Origin of the sequence: Mucilaginibacter conchicola, assembly GCF_003432115.1 — a bacterium.
GTDB classification, from domain to species: Bacteria; Bacteroidota; Bacteroidia; order Sphingobacteriales; family Sphingobacteriaceae; genus Mucilaginibacter; species Mucilaginibacter conchicola.
In genome coordinates this window covers 1-18108 of record NZ_QWDC01000004.1, presented here as the reverse complement: position 1 = coordinate 18108, position 18108 = coordinate 1, and the positions used below count along the sequence as shown (strand labels likewise).

Here is an 18108-nt window from a genome sequence, read left to right as displayed (position 1 = left end):
ACACAGCCTGCCATACCGGGTGCTTCTCTAACAAATTTTGCTAAACTGATTAAATAACTACCCAAACAAATGTATAAAATTTATACAAATGGCTGTTTCATACCCGGGCGGCATCGTTTCACACAGCATTTGCGCCGAATGATCATCCAGCTTTCCATCCTGGCGGGGTTGATGTTAACAGCGATCAACAGTTCTGCCCAGAAGGTCACGCTTAACGAAAAGAATACCCCGCTAAAAAAAGTCTTAACCAAGCTTCGTAAACAAAGCAAATTCGATTTTCTTTATACAGAAGAGGTGCTTCAACAGGCAAAGCCTGTTACTGTTCAGGCGGTCGACCAGGAACTTGGCACTGTTCTTCAGCAAATCTTCAGGAACCAGCCGGTAACTTATCAGATCGAGGACCGCACCGTTACGATCAGGTTACGCGGACAGCCTGCAGCAGACCGACAACATCCATCCGCTGCAAATCAAATGACCATTAGCGGTTTGGTGACCAATAAGGCCAACGAGCCATTAAGCGGTGCCAGCATCATCGTGAAAAGATCGAAACGTGGTACTACCTCAGACATTCATGGTATTTTCACATTATCAGATGCTACTGCTGACGACACTGTTTTGATCCGCTATATCGGATATAATACCATTGAACGATCGCTCACCGGTGTAAAATTCCTAAGTATTAACATGGAACCGACCAATAATAGCCTGGATGAGGTGGTTGTTCAGGCATACGGCCATACTACTCAGCGACTTACCACGGGCAATATCGGCCGTGTTACTGCTAAAGAGATTGAAAAACAACCGGTCCTTAACCCGCTCCAGGCACTTGAAGGCAGAATCCCAGGATTGCTTATTACTCCGGCCACGGGTTATCAATCAGGACCTGTCCAGGTTGAGATACGGGGCCGCAGTTCGATAAACAGGGCGTTGACGTCAGATCCTCTATACGTTATCGATGGCGTACCGCAAACCGTACCGGATATGCACAATTCAAATTCAGGGGGTTATTCCCTTAATACAACTTCTAATGAATATAATTCAAACCTAAATGCCACACTTTCTAAAGGTCTAGATCAGACGGGGTTATCCCCTGCAGGAGGACAAAGCCCGCTTTATAGTCTGAACCCTGCTGATATTGAATCAATTGAAGTATTGAAAGACGCAGATGCAACGGCAATTTACGGCAGCCGAGGTGCGAATGGGGTCATACTGATCACCACAAAAAAAGGAAAAATAGGGGGTGACCAATTGAGTGTGATAGTAAGCCAGGGCATACAGAAGCCTACAAGGAAATGGGACGTGCTCAATACTCCACAATACATAGAAATGAGGCAGGAGGCATTCCGAAACGATAAAATAACTCCGACAGCAAATAATGCCGCAGATATCCTGTTGGGAAATTACAATGCGCAAACCGACTGGCAACAGTACGCATATGGCGGAACGGGAAAATGGACATCAGCGCAAGTAGCCGCCTCAGGGGGTAAAGAATCCACAAGTTACCGGATCAGCGGCGGCTTTAACAAATCAACCTCGATTACAAATTATAGCGGTAGCGATCAGCGCATATCTCTTTCATCAAATATTAATACGCGCAGCAGTGACAATAAATTCAATCTTTCCTTTTCTTCAAATTACTCGTTTTCGGAAAATACACAGATCAACCTTGTCGGTGTTACTGCGCTCGCCCCTAACGCTCCCCCGGTGTTTGATGGAAACGGGAATCTCAACTGGCTCGAATATGAAAAGGCAGGTTATTTATTCAGCGGTGCAGAGATCCTGCAGCCATATAACTCAAAAACAAACTTTATTACCAATTCCCTGACAATCAATTACAGCATTTTTAAAGCGCTGACGGCAAGGGTCAACGCGGGTTATGGATTCAGTTACAACAACCAGACAAAATTCCTTCCGATCACATCGTTGAACCCGAACCTAAGTGCCGCGCGCACAGGAACAGCAAATTATGGCGCCAATCAAACCAGCAACTGGAATATAGAGCCACAACTTGAATATAACCGGTTGGTAAGTAAAGGGACACTGAATGTGTTATTAGGTGCCACAAGCCAGGCCAGCAGTTCGAGATCGTTGCTTTCGATCGGTAACGGCTACACATCGGACGCCTTGCTGCGCAGTCTGGCCAACGCGCCAAAAGTGATCGCAACAGATAACTTCGGGGAATACAAATATGCTGGTGTTTTCGCCCGGATCAACTACAATTGGGAGAATAAGTATATCCTCAATCTAAACGGACGCAGAGATGGAAGCAGCAATTTTGCGGACGGTAATAAGTTCGGCAATTTTGGCTCTGTTGGCGCAGCGTGGATAGTATCAGAGGAAAAGCTATTCAAAGCTCATCTTCCCAAAATGATCAGCCTCTTAAAATTTCGTGGCAGTTACGGAATTACCGGCAGTGATAATGTTACGCCTTACTCCTACGTTTCGCAATGGGGTAACCTGAACCCGGTCTATGCCAATTACCTGAATACCATCAGCCCGCTGATCGCACAGATCATGGCCAATTCAGCATTCCACTGGCAAAGCACGAAAAAGCTGGAAGGTGCTGTTGATATCGGTCTGTTTGAAGACCGCATTGACTTGCAAGCTGTGTATTACCGGAACAGGTGTGACAACCAATTGATCAACTTTCCGCTTCCATCCTATACGGGCTTTCCTACGGTGGTCGCCAATAGCCCTGCCAACGTTCAAAACTCGGGATGGGAATTTTCCGGCAGTGCACGGATATTACAGGGCGAACACTTCACCTGGGCGACAAGTTTCAACCTGTCCCTCAACTCAAATAAACTTTTAGCTTACCCGCTCATCGAGCTATCTCCCTACCGCAGTTTGTTCAAAGTCGGCGGGTCGCTTGATGATATTTACGTGTTAAGATATACCGGCGTAGACCCGGCTACCGGGCAGTTCACTTATCTGGATGCAAATCAAGACGGGAAAATAACAACTTCGAGTAATGCGGCTCCCGGCACCGGTGGGGACGATATGGTTTCTGTCGTATCGCTAAAGCCTAAATACACCGGTTCGTTTTCACAGCAATTCAGTTACAGGGGTGTTAGTTTCTCTGCTTTCTTTACTTTCAGAAAACAACTTGGAGCAAGCGTCGCAACTTCCGGTGGCGGCAAAAATAACATACCACTTTATCAGTTCAACCACACCTGGCGAAATCCCGGACAGACCGATGCGACTTTTGCGCGGTTCACAACGGCCCAGCAGACCTCCGATCTTCAGTTCACCAATTCTGACGGAAAATATGAAGATGCAAGTTACCTGCGACTACAAACAATCGCATTGGGCTATTCATTACCCACTTCCTGGGTGAAAAAGATCAGTATGAAAAACTTGTCCATAAATGCAAATGCACAAAACTTGTTCGTGATCACGCCCTATAAGGGGCTTGACCCGGAAATTCAGGGCTTTGGCGGCCTGCCGCCCGTTCGCACAATTACTTTTGGACTCACCGGCAATTTTTAACCATTAGATCATGCTTACAAAAAACTATAGAAAAATCATCTGTGTCGTTACTGTCGGCCTTTATTCATCGATCAGCAGCTGTAAAAAACTCGTGGAGATCGATCGCCCGGAAAACACTGTGACCCAGGAGGTCGCCTACAGCTCCAATGCATTGGCGACCCAGGCTGTTGTTGGGCTATACTCAAAATTAATGTCAGGTGACGGTACGCCAAATTTTGCTAACGGTACGACCTCTCTCTATGCCGCATTATCTGCAGATGAATTGCTGGGATACACAGGAACAGGCAGCCCGATCGATTACCAGTTTTCGTCTGGTAATATCCAGTCGGATAACAGCATACCTGAAGAGCAGATCTGGAAGATCGCTTACCAGCTTATTTACAATTGCAACGCCGCTGTCGAACAGCTATCCGGGCCGGCCACCCCTGCGCTGGATGCCGCGACGAGGAAGCAACTCACCGGTGAAGCGAAATTTCTTCGTGCATTCAGTTATTTCTACCTCGTGAATTTTTTTGGTGATGTTCCGTTAGTGCTCACGACCGATTTCAACCAAACTAAGCTTCTGGCTCGAAGCCCGCAGGAACAGGTTTATGAGCAAATGGTTCGCGACCTTTCAGAGGCAGCGCAGAGCCTACCGGACAACTACACTTTTGTATCCAGCAAATCAGATCGTGTCCGTGCAAATAAGTGGGCTGCTACGGCATTACTCGCGAGAGTGTACTTGTACCGGAAAGATTTCGGGAACGCGCTTAAAGAATCCTCATCTGTGATTGGGAATACCCAATTGTTCACTTTATCGGCGGATCTTTCAAAAGTATTTGATGCAAATAACAGGGAGGCCATCCTCCAGTGGCAACAGAACAAGGAAACCCCTCCTATATACAATGCTACCTGGGACGGCAAGAACTTTTTGCCTGTTTTCAGCTGGAAGGAAATTGTCGGAGATAATCCGGCTGATGAAGCGCTATATCTGAGTGATGTCAACCTGTATGAAAGCATCTCGACACTTTGCCTTCCTAATTATTATTTTACGCCCGAACTGCTTTCTGCATTCGAAAACGGCGACGCCCGGCTCAAGGCATGGGCCACTTATCTTCCCTCGCCGACTATAGCGCCCTACACCGGTGCCAGCTTTTATTATCCGCGAAAGTATAGGCTGAGTATTTTCAGCCCAACCGATGAACCGCCGCAATATTATATGGTGCTCCGTCTGGCAGAACAATACCTGATCAGGGCAGAAGCGAAGGCTCAGCTTGGCGACCTTAACGGCGCGCTCGCAGACCTCAATATTATTCGCTCCAGGGCACGTGCCCAGGCTACGAACGCTGTACCTGACCCGTTACCGTCACTTTCCGCCGGGCTGAGCCAAACCAATGTACTGGCAGCTGTCGCACACGAGCGGCAGACCGAACTTTTTGCCGAGTGGGGCCACCGGTTTTTTGACCTGAAAAGGACAGGGAAAGCAAATGATGTTCTCGGCGCGCTAAAAGGAAAGCAGCCATGGAATGCATCAAAGCTTTTGTACCCGATCCCGGCAAGGGAAATCTCTACAAATCCAAATATTGTTCAGAATCCCGGTTATTCTTTCTAACAAAATTCTTCCCCAATTAAGTAAGTCATTATCAAATAAGAACAGATGAAAACACGAAGTCGAAATAATTCACTTTTTACCATAGCCCTGGCATTATTGCTGCCTTTTATAGCCGGTTGTGAAGGCGGCACTCCCTCATTACCCACCAGAAAAAAAATGCCCGAGCTGAATAATTATAATGATGCTTTTGAAGGTGGCTATACATTTGGTCACAGTGATAGCAAAGCCGATAAGAACCACTACGGGTTCACTACATCAAATGTTGACCTGAACTACGGCTCGGTCAGCAGGCCATTTGTTCAGTTTGATCTGCCGGATTCCTCGACCGATTCCGCAACCGTAAGCCTGCTGCAAAACTTAAAACCGTTTGCGCTTCCCCTCTTAGCAAATTTTGCACGGCGTCAACGTAACGGTGTTGCCATTGATCTCACGCTAAGCCCCTCTAAGGAAAAACAGCGTACCGATTTCCTTCTGGAACAGCAAGATGGTTTCAGTATTCCGGTCGTGATTTTTTATGACAAAAGCACCGCCTACAGAATGAACGAGATAAAAGCGCTTGCGGCACAAATGCCAACCCTGCGTTTAAACCCTGTCACAATTAACTAACCCATAAGCCAAAGCCATTTATGGCAGGCCCATACTATGAAAAATACAATCAAACACTACCATTACCTGATTCTTGTCGCCATAAGTTTCCTTTTGGGGCAAGGTCTGTTGTACGCACAAACCAAACCTATTGCAACCAGTTGGGAACAAGTAGAAGAGTTGGTAAAAAAAGATACCAGCGCAAAAAACACCGTACGTTCCAAGATCAAAAAATATGGGGAGGTCATTACAAAAGATTTCAAAACGCAGCGAGGCCTGTTCACCATTCATCGCTCCGCTGAAAAAGCGCAGACCCTATTTGAATTCAGCGACACTGTGCTGCATAAGGATATCATGGTCATCAATCGCCTTAGCAAAGCCCCCGGTGATGCGGGCATGTACCCGGGAGAAGAACTCGACGAACAAACGATTCAACTTGAGTTGGGCAGGGATTCAACCATAAAAGTCCGTTTTGTAAAGATATTTAGCAGGGCAGATAGCTCCAGCAGTATATCCAAAGCTGTGGCCAACATCAGTCTGAATGCGATCGCAGCGTCTTTACCGATCATCGCCTATTCTACTGACAAAAAAAGTTACGTGGTGGATATGACGACATTCCTTAAAGAAAAAAATTTCCTGAATAGCATTGACGGCACAACCGAGCTCGCCAACCGTCTCAGCATACCTTCTATGAAAGACGTCAATGTTGAATTTATTCACGCTTACCCTATAAACGTTGAAATAAGTTCTACGAAAAATTACGACTCGAAGCAATTAGGGGCAACGGGGCAACCGGTAACTATTGAAACGCACTGCTCTTTCATCCAACTCCCGGAGACGCCTATGAGGCGAAGATTTTTTGATCCAAGGGTTGGTTATTTTGCAGACGACTACCTGCAATTTTCAGACAAACAGCAGCGTGCAGAAGTAAGAAAGAACATCTTCAGGTGGAAACTGGAACCGAAAAAAGCAGATGAAGAACGATGGAAAAAAGGTGAGTTGGTAGAACCGGAAAAACCGATCATAATTTATATAGATCCGGCTACCCCAAAACAATGGAGGCCTTTCCTTGTCCAGGGTATAAACGATTGGCAGAAAGGATTTGAACAGGCTGGTTTCAAAAATGCAATTTTAGGCAAAGAGTGGCCGGAGAACGACACCACCATGCATATGGATGACGCACGCTATTCTTTTATCAATTATTTCCCGTCTGCTGTAGAGAATGCCTATGGCCCGCAGATACATGACCCACGCAGCGGTGAGATCATTCAAACTCATATAGGGTGGTACCATAACGTGATGACGATACTTCATGACTGGTTCATGATACAAGCTTCTGCTGTTGCACCAAATGCGCGGAAAGCAAAGTTCGATGACGCGTTGATGGGCCAGCTGATCCGGTTTGTTTCCAGCCATGAAGTTGGCCATACGCTGGGGCTACGTCATAATTTTGGCAGCAGCAGTCGTACCCCGGTAGACAGCTTGCGCAATATCCGCTACCTTGCTGCCCATGGTCATACGTCAAGTATCATGGATTACGCCAGGTTCAATTATGTTGCACAACCTGAAGATCATATACCGGAAGAATATTTATTTCCAAAGATCGGTGAGTACGATAAATGGGCTATCGAATGGGGCTACAAATACATAGCAGGCGTGGATGCCGAAGCAGATAAAAATATCCTGAGTAAAATGATCGTGTCCCGTACCGGGCAAAACCCAAGGTTATGGTTCGGTGACGGCGAAACCCGCCACTACGACCCCCGGTGTCAGACCGAAGACCTGGGGGATGACGCCGTCAAAGCGAGTACATACGGCATCAAGAACCTAAAAAGAATCCTGCCGAACCTCCCAACGTGGACGGCTGAAGAAGGCGATCTCGGAAAAAATCTTTTCTCTTTATACAAAGAACTGAAAGATCAATATGCCCGTTATATGAACCATGTTCTGAAGAATATCGGCGGGGTAGAATATACCATCAAAACTTCAGATGAAACAGGGCCATCTATTTTGCCGGTGTCACGACGTAAACAGATCAGTGCGCTAAAGTTTTTCGGCGAGCAACTATTTGAAACACCAGTTTGGCTTTTGAACAGATCGGTATTGAGCAGGACAACCATACCTGATCGTGCAAACTTTGTAGAAGATATACAGGTCAGAGTACTGAACAGCCTGATGGATATTGCGAGGATCAATAAACTACTGGCAAACACCAAGCAATTCGGATCAAAAACCTGCACTGCAAGTGAATATATCGACCTGATTCATGAAATGATCTGGAAAGAACTAAAAGGCTCCGGATCGCTTTACATCAGCAGCTACCGCCGTAATCTCCAAAAGTCTTATTTTCAAAATCTATTGTTGGTCCTGTCGTCAAAAGAAGAAGCTGACGCAGAAACAGATGGAGGATCGATGCTGAGGGCAGATCTTTTACATCTTCAGGCTGAGTTAAAAGCCGTTTCCAAGCGCAGATCGGATCCGATGACCAGGTATCATATCAGTGATCTTCAAAACAGGATCAAAAATCTGCTTGATCACCACGAATAATCTTAGTTTCAGTTAATAGTTCAGTTGGCGCGAGGCGGTCTTACCGCCCGCGCCTTTTTACTGTTAACGCAAAGATCTGAATGAGTCTCGAAGTTCTTCCGCAAGTATATGTGGTTGTTCCCATGCAGCAAAATGTCCCCCTTTTCCGATCTTATTGTAATGTATAAGGTTAGGATAGGCCTTTTCTGCCCAGCTTTTTGGCGCCTGGTAAAGTTCTTCCGGAAAAGCGCTTACCGCAACAGGAATTTTAATTCCTTTGGGTGCGAAAAACGGAAGCTTGCTTTCCCAGTAAAGGCGGGCAGAGGAAATTGCTGTTCCGGTTAGCCAGTATAAAGTGATGTTGTCGAGCACATCATCTTTTGTCAGCCCTTCTTTACGGCCGTCAAAAACACGTGTGATCAGCGCAAGTCCGGTTGCGTCATGATCCAGCATCCATGCAGCAAGTCCTACCGGCGAATCTTGCAAGGCATACAAGGTTTGCGGGCGGTTAGCCATCTCGTTCGCATAACCCAAACCATGTTTATAGAAAAAATCCAATTGGCTGTAAGCATGTTTCTCATCTGCTGAAAGAGAATCAGGCGCTGGAAGACCCGCCTGTAGAGCGCTTTCGATCCCGGCAGGAACAGTCGCCGGCATGTTGGTATGGATACCTATAAGTTCCGCGGGTGCCTGCAATGCCATCTGTTCCGTAACGGCATTCCCCCAGTCTCCCCCCTGGGCAACGAAGTGTTTATAACCAAGTTTTCTCATCAGAACAGTCCACGCCTTTGCAATATGCTGTGGGTCCCATCCGATAACCTTAGGTTTTCCGGAAAACCCGTAACCGGGCAGCGAAGGGATAATCACATCAAAAGCGTCTTCCGCCTTTCCGCCATAAGTAGTTGGATCAGTAAGCGGACCAACCATCTTCAGTTGTTCAATGATGGATCCCGGCCAGCCATGGGTGATGATGACCGGCAGGGCATTCTTATGTTTGGAACGAACATGTATAAAATGAATTTCTAATCCGTCGATTGTTGTTTTAAATTGAGGCAATGCATTAAGTTGCGCTTCGATCCTGCGCCAGTTATAGTTTTTGGCCCAGTAAGCCGCCAGTTTTTGCATGGTTGCCAGTTGTACCCCTTGCGACTGATCATTCACCGTTTCATATTCCGGCCATTTGGTGGATGAGATGCGGCGTTTAAGTTCCTCCAGCTTCTCCTGAGGAATTCTTACATGAAAAGGCCTGATATCCTCATTGATCTTCGTTGTACCGCCTTGTTTTTTTTGCGCGACGCCGCTTGTATAGCCTAGTAACATAGCCCCGGCCAGTATAATCCCTTTGAATTGTCGTGAAACGTTTTTCATTTTCTTGAAATTTGGTTTTTAATTGTTTAATCACACGAAAATATCAGGCTGTTCAGGATTAGAAGATATAGAAACTGCTCAAGCGGACAATGTTCCTATTGAAGCGGGCAAAGCACCGTCCGGAAGAATTCGCAAATACCAAATACACTCGCGTTCGGGATTACTGTTCATCATCCTTATCCGTTAACAAAAAATTATGGAGTATTCCAGACAGTATCCTATGGCTTGAGATCTATATGCCGGATTCCTTCGATGAGCTTTTCCTCAGATTGAATGAAAGTATCCCTTTTTAGATCATTGCGGCAACTATTTAACATCAAGGCCAAAGACTCAATTGTTACCTCCAGGTGAAATTGTAACCCGAGCACGTTGTCGCCAAAAAGAAAAGCCTGATTTTTGTTAGCTTCAGAACAAAGCAACTCAAATCCGCCGTAGGGAATCTGAAATTTATCAGCATGCCAGTGGAACACCGCCGGCGTATTTTCGAACAAAGCACGGAACCAGGGCAAATGAACAGCATCTTTAGTAGTTTGACCGGATACCAGCCGATCTCCCTGTTCGGCGCTGTTGAGACCATAGCACCCAAACAATGAGCAGCCAGCTGCGCGCCAAGACAGATACCGAGGACCTTTTTACCAGCCTGGATACAATCTTCGATGAATATTTTCTCGGTATGCAGCCAGTAATAATCGTGTTCAGCAAATACGTCCATAGGCCCACCCATAATCACTAAAGCATGCAATTTAGAGAGGTTTGGAAAATGATGTCCAGGTTCATATAAGCGTGTATAGGTTACCTCACATGAATTTTGCTCTGCCCATTTTGCAATAAAACCCGGACCTTCGAAATAAACGTGCTGTAAAATGTGTATGGTCATGAATTATTTTCTTTTTCTTTCCAGCAATAGCTGTCAGGGCAGACCCTTTGTCCGAATATCGCCATGCCGACGCGAACGATGGTCGCCCCCTCCTCTATGGCAGTTTCGAGGTCTGCGCTCATCCCCATTGATAAATAACTAAAGGTTCCAGCCGAAATCAGTTTGTTGTATAAAACAGATTCCCTTAACTGACGCAACAATGTAAACGACGGCCGAACCTTTTCGGGTTCGGCATCAAAAAGGCCTATGGTCATCAAGCTGATCATCCTTAAAGTGGGAAAATTACCGAGGCGTTAGATAAATTCAAGCGTTTCCAAGGGTGCAATACCGAATTTACTGCCTTCAAATGATATATTCACCTGATCATAACATCCAGTATACGTTGCTCCATATCCAATCTTGTATGCAGTTGCTCAGCAACATTGAGGCGATCCAGCGATTGTATACAATTTTCGTGTTAAGTATATCTTTGACCTTGTTCGATTGCAGGTGCCCAATAAAATGACGTTTTAGGGGCAATGCTTTCAATAATTGATCTTTGTCCCACGTTTCCTGAATCTTATACTCGCCGATCAATGCTTCACCTGCCTGAATCGCAACTGCTATCCTGTCCGCGATACTGTTTTTGTCGCTAGCATCATTTGGACATCGGACACACTTCGGCCCGGACGTTCGCAGGCGCTGCGGATCCGCTGATGCAACCTTTCCAATTTAACGATTAAATTCGCGCTGTCGTTTTCCACGCCATTGACGTTATTTGCTCAGGGAAATACTGCAGCAGGCTGATCCGCAATAAACCTTGCCCGGTGATTATGGTCCTTGTCTTTACTATCAAGGAGTTTTCCGTTGCATAGAGCTGAACTGTAATCAAATGAAACCCTCCCTGCCTGATCCGACCGAGTTATTACGGTCTCCACAGAAATGATTGGACCATTCATGTCCGTTCCGTACCAGTGCGGCATAGGTTTTTGTTTCCAGGTAACCATGATATATCGTTCCCCGGAAACATGATTCTTCACCGGATCCAGGGCTGAGCGAAAAGCACCCTCGTTTCCGTAAATGATAGAAATGGTACCTATTTTATCGTTGATCAGTGAAGTGATCACTTTTTGACCTTCTTCATGAAACAGGTATTCCGGGGCGAGGACAGGTGCTTTTTTTTCGCTGCAGGCTGAAAAGAACATGCTTATTATCACTGCAAAAAATATTATCTTCATCATGTTATCTGTTTAAGGTTAATTATTTAGTCGGAATGTTAAATACGAAATCGCTTTCACTAACCAGCAAACGGTGACAATTAATGCAGGTTGTGGCAAACGCAACAGATTTTCCGAAAGGTTTGAGTTTAAGCCCGTCGAATTTGGCAAATCCCCACCCTTCAGTAGACCTGTATTTTTTACGATCCTTGATCATGATCTGAACATTTTGAAAATTTCCCGGCAATATATTCCCATCTTTATCCTCATGCTGCTTTCCCCAAACAACCTTTACGATTTTGGCACCATCAGGAAAAGGGAGCTTTTTGCTTTTTATCGCCTGGACCATCAGGTCATTGCCATAAACCACCCGCATACTGCCGCCGTCATATTTATCTGTTGTACTGATGATCCTCCATGTTTTAAAATCAGAAAAGTAGTGGATGCCATTCAACGCAACAGGTACCAGTGGCATCCTTTTGTTGCTATCCGATCTGACGATAGGTGAAGTATCAGTCATGTTTCTCCCAGGCAAAGTGTTCACGTATTGCTTCAATACAGCCAACTCAGCCGGGGAAACTGCAGCGTTTGGATGGATAGTTAAATAACGGGGAAGAGGCATTTTCTTTTCTTCGATCGCGTTGACCATTTCCCAAAGCAATAGTTGCTGTACAGCAGGCGGATTTCTATCCCACTCCGATAAGTTCAGCCTGCTACGGGCCTCCTTAATGTCATGACCAACCATATAGGAAACAGGTGCGATCCGGTCGAACCACTCCGGTTGTGACCGGTTAGAGTGACAATCATAACAAGCGCGCTCCAGGATCGCTTTGACTTCGGTGGGAAGACTGATCTCTTTTTTTGTTGCCGGATTTCCCAAATCCGGTGACGAGAATTGCAGGGGAACAAATATGATCATTGCAACGCCAATGATGACGATCATCCTTTGGATTGGATTTAGTTTGGTTCTCTTCATGATATGATAATGGTAACAATAAGTAAAAATATGAGCAGGATGCCTCTGGTACTATTAAAAAGCCTCCGGTGCCGACATTCTAGCTGCTGAAACGGACATTTACAGCGTTGATACAGACAGATCGGCCGGCCTGGTCGATGATTCTCATTTACTTAAATGAGTGTGCTCCCCGTGCAGTTAATCATCTCAACACCTGCCCTGCGATAGCTGACACAGCCAGGCCCCAAAGTGTCGGCTTGAACGCCTGAAACGTCCGGTTCAGGTATATTGTGTTGTCAACCCTCGCTATTCCGGCGCACATTTGCTTTATAAATTTAAAACAACACGACCATGACACTTAAAACAACAAAAACAATTTACTGGACCGGAGTATTCTTAACATCACTTTGGTTTGGAGCCAGCGGCTTTTGTGAACTGACGAAAAATGCTGTAGTTTGGGACATCACCGTTAAGTTGGGCTACCCGCCGCATTTCATCTACATCCTTGGGGTAGCAAAGCTTTCCGGAATCCTGGTTCTTTTGATACCAAACAATCTTTTAAGATTAAAGGAATGGGTATTTGCAGGCATATTTTTCGACATTATTTTTGCTTTCCTTTCAAAGATTGCCGTTTTGGGTTTCCCGGCAACCGTTGATGCGATCATTGCATTTGTTATGGTCGGTGTTACCTATCTTATGTTCCGTAAACTTTATCCGGCTTTATATACCAAGGCTCATGCCGATAATCAATATCGCACGTCACCTGCAGGATTATAATTTTCACATGGGCTTGCCTGTAACATTGCAAAAGTGTAACAGGCAAGCAATTTAACGGCACAACACGAAATAGGCATGAAAACATATAACGGTAATTCTGGTCAAATGAAGACCGCTCAGGCGATAGAAAGCAAATTGCTGAATAAACTTATCCATCAGGATTGCAACAAGAGACAAGGAGGCATTCTGTGTCCTGATCAGCAAAATAAAGTGCTTAAAGCGCATTCAGTAAATAGTTTATCCGAAAAAGAATTAGGCATCCTATTCCTTGATCTCAGGAATTTCACTACCTTTCTGCAACATGGATCACAACTGGAAAACGTACAGGCCGTTAAATCCCTGCTGGACCTTTTCTCACGAATTATCGTTCACTTTGGCGCCCGGATCGTCGAACGGGCCGGTGACGGGCTATTTGCTGTTTTCGGTTTAAACAAACCCCTGGAAGCAGCGATCAACGATGCTTATAGCAGTACCAAAATGCTCTCAGATGCTTTAGCCTATGTCAATGAGAACTTTGTAAGCGCAAAATATGGTTTCCAATTTGAGATCGGCGTCGGCCTTCACACAGGAAGCGTAATCGTGGAATATGAGCACAATTCCGAAATTCCATTATCCGTGATGGGATTACCGGTAAATATTGCATCGCGTCTTCAGGCACAAACGAAAAAAGCGGATAACGATGTAATCATGTCAGATGACTTTTACAATTACCTTCAATTGGAGAACAAGATCGACATCAATCAAGAGAGAAGGCATATCCGGGTTCCCGGTGTCCACGATATCCAAACGATATGGCTTGCCGGAAAATCCTATCAGCCAGAAAACGCCGTTATGCATTTTTCAAAAGATACCGAATACTACATGGCGATAGCGGGTTAAGACCGGGTGGCTTATTGTCCGTTTCAACACAAAAATTGACCGGTTCAGCGATCCGGGACTTATTGTGCCTTGGTTTGAAAATAATTTTGGGATAACAATTCAATTAACATCAATATTCATCCCAATTAAATTTCAGATCATGGATTTAAAATCGCTTACCCATCGTTCCGGGTCTCCGGTAGCTGACAACCAAAACATCATGACCGCAGGCAGGCGCGGACCGGCTTTGCTTCAGGATGCCTGGTTCCTTGAGAAAATGGCGCACTTTGACAGAGAGGTCATTCCGGAACGCCGAATGCACGCGAAAGGTTCCGGTGCCTACGGAACATTCCGCGTTACACACGATATCACCCGTTATACAAAAGCCAATATCTTTTCCGAAATAGGCAAGGAGACCCCTTTATTTTTGCGATTTTCTACGGTTGCCGGAGAACGTGGCGCAGCTGATGCGGAAAGAGATATAAGGGGATTCGCCATCAAATTCTACACAGAACAAGGCATTTGGGACCTGGTCGGAAACAATACCCCTGTCTTTTTTCTCCGGGATCCGTTAAAATTCCCGGATCTAAATCACGCGGTCAAACGAGATCCGCATTCCAATCTCAGAAGCGCAGATAATAATTGGGATTTTTGGACCTTGCTTCCGGAGGCATTGCATCAGGTTACGATCGTCATGAGTGATCGCGGCATTCCCCGGACTTACCGCCATATGGACGGATTCGGCAGCCATACTTTCAGTTTTATCAATGGCGAGCAAAAACGTTACTGGGTAAAATTCCATTTCAAAACCGCTCAGGGCATAGATAATTTAACAAATGACGAAGCTATATTATTGATCGGGCATGATAGGGAAAGCCATCAACGCGACCTGCTCGATAGCATTCAAAGAGGAGATTTTCCAAAATGGACAATGTTTGTTCAGGTTATGGAAGAAGAGGCGGCATACAGCTATCCGATCAATCCGTTTGACCTCACGAAAGTCTGGCCGCATGCCGACTTCCCTTTAATTCAGGTCGGAGAGATCATTCTGAACAGAAACCCTCAAAATTATTTTGCGGAAGTTGAGCAAGCAGCATTCAATCCGGCGCAAGTGGTTCCTGGTATCGGCTTTTCTCCCGATAAAATGCTACAGGGAAGATTGTTCTCCTATGGTGATGCCCAGCGCTATCGTTTGGGGGTTAATCACCACCAAATACCGGTCAATGCGCCTAAGTGCCCTTATCACTCCTATCACCGGGATGGTGCTATGCGAACCGACGCCAACTACGGCAGTGCTACCCCTTACGAACCTAACAGCTTTGGCGAATGGCAGGAACAAAGTGATTTTAGTGAACCACCTTTGAAGATTAGTGGCGATGCCGCCCACTGGGACCATCGCGAAGATACTGATTATTACAGCCAGCCCGGGGCATTGTTCCGTTTGATGGATGAGAAACAACAGCACGCTCTGTTCACAAATACGGCTTCAGCCCTGGGAGCGGCACAAAAATTCATACAGATCCGTCACATCAGAAACTGCCTGATGGCTGACCCGAATTATGGGATAGGGGTAGCTGATGCACTTGGCTTGTCTATGGAAGAAGTAAAATCCTTTGAAGGGTATGATATGAGCCCCCTGTCTAGGTAAGGACCGTCATGTTAATTCAGTTGGTGCGCCGGCTGAATTAACATTTGTAAAATAATTAAGCCGATTTTTTTTCAGGCAGGCCTTTCCCTCATTTATAAGCGCCGGAAAGTTATCAGGTATGGGGTCCGCTCGTAAAGATGCATTCCGCAACAAGTACACCAAGCTCACCATTCCCTGTATCGATCGTATGAACGTACATGAAAGTATGAGAGGTCCGATCGAAAGCCTGATCCACCACACGGATAACCGCCGAAGCGATCGGTTGCAAATGATTACTTTGTATACAGATCAATTGCTGTTCCTGGTAAAGGCAGTAGTCGTAGATATAGCCTTGAGCATGCAGGTCAATCACCCTTCTGGTTAGGGAACTGTTCCGGACATGATAAGCCTTGGAATGGTATTTCATATGATGATTTTAGATTCAATCATTTAAACATCATGCCAAACACATAAAATATTAATAAACAGGTTCTTAAAAAAGAAAACAATTTTTAAAAAAAATGATTTTTCAAGAAATCATGAAATATCAAGTTTGATGACATGAACGAGGTGATTTTTCCAATACGCAGGGCATCAAAGAGCTGGCTCCGGCTAATCAACAAATTCATATTGGCTACGCAAATAGCCCGTTTTAAGGTTAATTATGCCCGGTTCAACTATTCTTTCAGAATGTCGCAGGAAGTTGAAACTTATTTTTGAATACCACTATCGAACGCGCGTGCCTGACAAATGCAGGATGCGGTCGGCAATCCAATCGCTCTTATCAAATCTATGCCATGCATAATTTAAATATCATCAATCAAATCGCCGAATCACCGGTCACCAATTTAGAATTACTTTGTTCCGGCAGTGCAGAGTTGAGAGGCGAAAAGGAATGGCGTATAAGGAGCACTTCGGGTTCACCTCTGTTTTTCGTTTCCGACAACTTTCTGGAAGCCGATGTGGCCAATCCGCTACAACTTATCGCGGCGGCATGGTCTGCAAGTTTTATATCAGCAGTACAGATATATTGTGATTACTACCGTATAGGTCTACCAACCCCTGCCGCTGCAGATGCAGAGATTGATCTCATCATGCACTATACTGGACTTAGGATGGCCGCCAGGCTTAATGTCATCCTACAGGGTATCAGTTTTGAAGAAGCTAATGCCTTGGTCATCTCGGCACAACATACTTGCGCTTATTCGAAGATGCTGCAAAAAAACATCGATGTTGATATCAATGTCGTAATCTGATATAATAAATGATACCATCTCATTTAATCAATTTGGCCTGTTCAATATCCCAGCAGTTGGCTAAAACTAAAATTACCGCTATCTTTCGGCCGAATTGATGAACCGTTAACTTTCCGTTGCACTTTGGTTATCGTTAACCTTGATCAGGTCTCTATTTGTTCCTGCGTTTCTGCAGCCGCGAAGTTAACATGACATCACAAAATTTTGAGCATCTACCTGCTTACTATTTTATGCGCAGANAAAAGTATTAATAGTCGAAGATCAATTTATAGAAGCGAACAATCTCCGTATCATGCTGGAGGTGGCGGGGTACCGGGTGTGTTCTATTGCCCGCTCTGTAGATATCGCGTTGGATATCCTGGATACAGAAGAGCCGGACCTTGTTCTGCTTGATATTTTCCTTAAGGGTGACAAGACCGGCATTGACCTGGCACCCGTACTCAAACAACGCAATATCCCTTTCATTTATCTTTCTGCCAATTCCGACAAAAAGACATTTGCCATGGCCAAGCAAACCGCTCCATACGGATTCCTCGTAAAACCATTCAGGGAAAAGGATGTCCTGGCCATGCTCGATATTGCCGCAGACCTGCACAGTGAGCACCTGCTGCTGGCCAGGGCAGCTGTTGTGCAAAAAAGCCCCGTTGAGACAAAAAGGAATGCCCCCGACAGTTTCGGAATGGCCGGTAAAAGTGCGGGGCTCAGGGAAACGACCCGCCTCATACAGATCGCAGCCGCGGCTGAAAGCCCGGTGCTTATACTCGGTGAAAGCGGTACCGGAAAAGAACTGGTCGCCCGCGCTATCCACGACCACTCCGCCCGCGGGAAAAAACCACTCGTCATCGTCGACTGTGCGGCGCTCTCGCAAACCCTGATCGAATCAGAACTTTTCGGTCATGAGAAAGGTACTTTCACCGGTGCCGTCGATAAGAGGACAGGGAAATTCGAACAGGCTGACAATGGCACCATCTTTCTCGACGAGGTTGGCGAAATGCCCCTGGAG

Annotated in this window: 14 protein-coding genes; 9 read left to right on the top strand and 5 right to left on the bottom strand. The window is 45.7% G+C overall.

Annotated features, from left to right (window positions below):
• The first annotated feature begins 138 nt into the window (after window positions 1-138).
• The 4 genes from D0C36_RS20765 to D0C36_RS20750 are packed head-to-tail and all read left to right on the top strand — an operon-like array spanning window position 139 to window position 8212.
• Entirely contained in the window at window positions 139-3489 is a 3351-nt protein-coding gene (locus tag D0C36_RS20765; protein ID WP_158557167.1) for a SusC/RagA family TonB-linked outer membrane protein, read from the top strand.
• Between the two features lie 10 nt (window positions 3490-3499).
• The gene (locus D0C36_RS20760) at window positions 3500-5080 is read left to right on the top strand and encodes a RagB/SusD family nutrient uptake outer membrane protein (RefSeq protein WP_117393646.1); all 1581 of its coding nucleotides are present in this window, start codon (window positions 3500-3502) and stop codon (window positions 5078-5080) included.
• 45 nt (window positions 5081-5125) lie between these two features.
• A complete protein-coding gene (locus D0C36_RS20755; protein WP_147322074.1) occupies window positions 5126-5686 on the top strand; it encodes a hypothetical protein in 561 nt (186 codons plus the stop codon).
• Between the two features lie 36 nt (window positions 5687-5722).
• Window positions 5723-8212 (top strand): zinc-dependent metalloprotease, encoded by a 2490-nt coding sequence (locus tag D0C36_RS20750; protein ID WP_117393644.1) that lies wholly within the window; start codon window positions 5723-5725, stop codon window positions 8210-8212.
• 63 nt (window positions 8213-8275) lie between these two features.
• Here the strand turns inward: D0C36_RS20750 and D0C36_RS20745 are convergent, their stop codons facing one another.
• The 5 genes from D0C36_RS20745 to D0C36_RS20725 all read right to left on the bottom strand — a co-directional run bounded on the left by D0C36_RS20745 (window position 8276) and on the right by D0C36_RS20725 (window position 12608).
• A complete protein-coding gene (locus D0C36_RS20745) occupies window positions 8276-9559 on the bottom strand; it encodes an epoxide hydrolase family protein (RefSeq protein ID WP_117393643.1) in 1284 nt (427 codons plus the stop codon).
• A gap of 337 nt (window positions 9560-9896) precedes the next feature.
• A complete protein-coding gene (locus D0C36_RS20740) occupies window positions 9897-10436 on the bottom strand; it encodes a type 1 glutamine amidotransferase (protein WP_117393642.1) in 540 nt (179 codons plus the stop codon).
• On the bottom strand, window positions 10433-10690 hold the full coding sequence (locus D0C36_RS24720) for a hypothetical protein (RefSeq protein ID WP_199502104.1): 258 nt from the start codon (window positions 10688-10690) through the stop codon (window positions 10433-10435). The genes D0C36_RS20740 and D0C36_RS24720 overlap by 4 nt, the downstream gene beginning before the upstream one ends.
• Before the next feature lie 507 nt (window positions 10691-11197).
• Window positions 11198-11656, bottom strand: coding sequence for a hypothetical protein (locus D0C36_RS20730; protein ID WP_117393641.1), 459 nt, complete (start codon window positions 11654-11656; stop codon window positions 11198-11200).
• 19 nt (window positions 11657-11675) lie between these two features.
• Window positions 11676-12608, bottom strand: a complete 933-nt coding sequence (locus tag D0C36_RS20725; protein ID WP_117393640.1) for a heme-binding domain-containing protein — start codon at window positions 12606-12608, stop codon at window positions 11676-11678.
• Window positions 12609-12938: 330 nt separating this feature from the next.
• On the opposite strand from D0C36_RS20725, the gene D0C36_RS20720 reads away from it, so the two are divergent.
• From D0C36_RS20720 to D0C36_RS20695, 5 genes are all read left to right on the top strand, one after another.
• Window positions 12939-13364 (top strand): DoxX family protein, encoded by a 426-nt coding sequence (locus tag D0C36_RS20720; protein ID WP_117393639.1) that lies wholly within the window; start codon window positions 12939-12941, stop codon window positions 13362-13364.
• A gap of 75 nt (window positions 13365-13439) precedes the next feature.
• Complete coding sequence (locus tag D0C36_RS20715; RefSeq protein ID WP_117393638.1) at window positions 13440-14243, top strand: adenylate/guanylate cyclase domain-containing protein; 804 nt, start codon at window positions 13440-13442, stop codon at window positions 14241-14243.
• 139 nt (window positions 14244-14382) lie between these two features.
• Complete coding sequence (locus D0C36_RS20710) at window positions 14383-15870, top strand: catalase (protein WP_117393976.1); 1488 nt, start codon at window positions 14383-14385, stop codon at window positions 15868-15870.
• 695 nt (window positions 15871-16565) lie between these two features.
• Entirely contained in the window at window positions 16566-17105 is a 540-nt protein-coding gene (locus tag D0C36_RS20700; protein ID WP_147322073.1) for an OsmC family protein, read from the top strand.
• 250 nt (window positions 17106-17355) lie between these two features.
• Window positions 17356-18108: sigma-54-dependent transcriptional regulator (locus D0C36_RS20695; RefSeq protein WP_262512212.1), on the top strand; the 753-nt coding region annotated here is incomplete at its 3' end.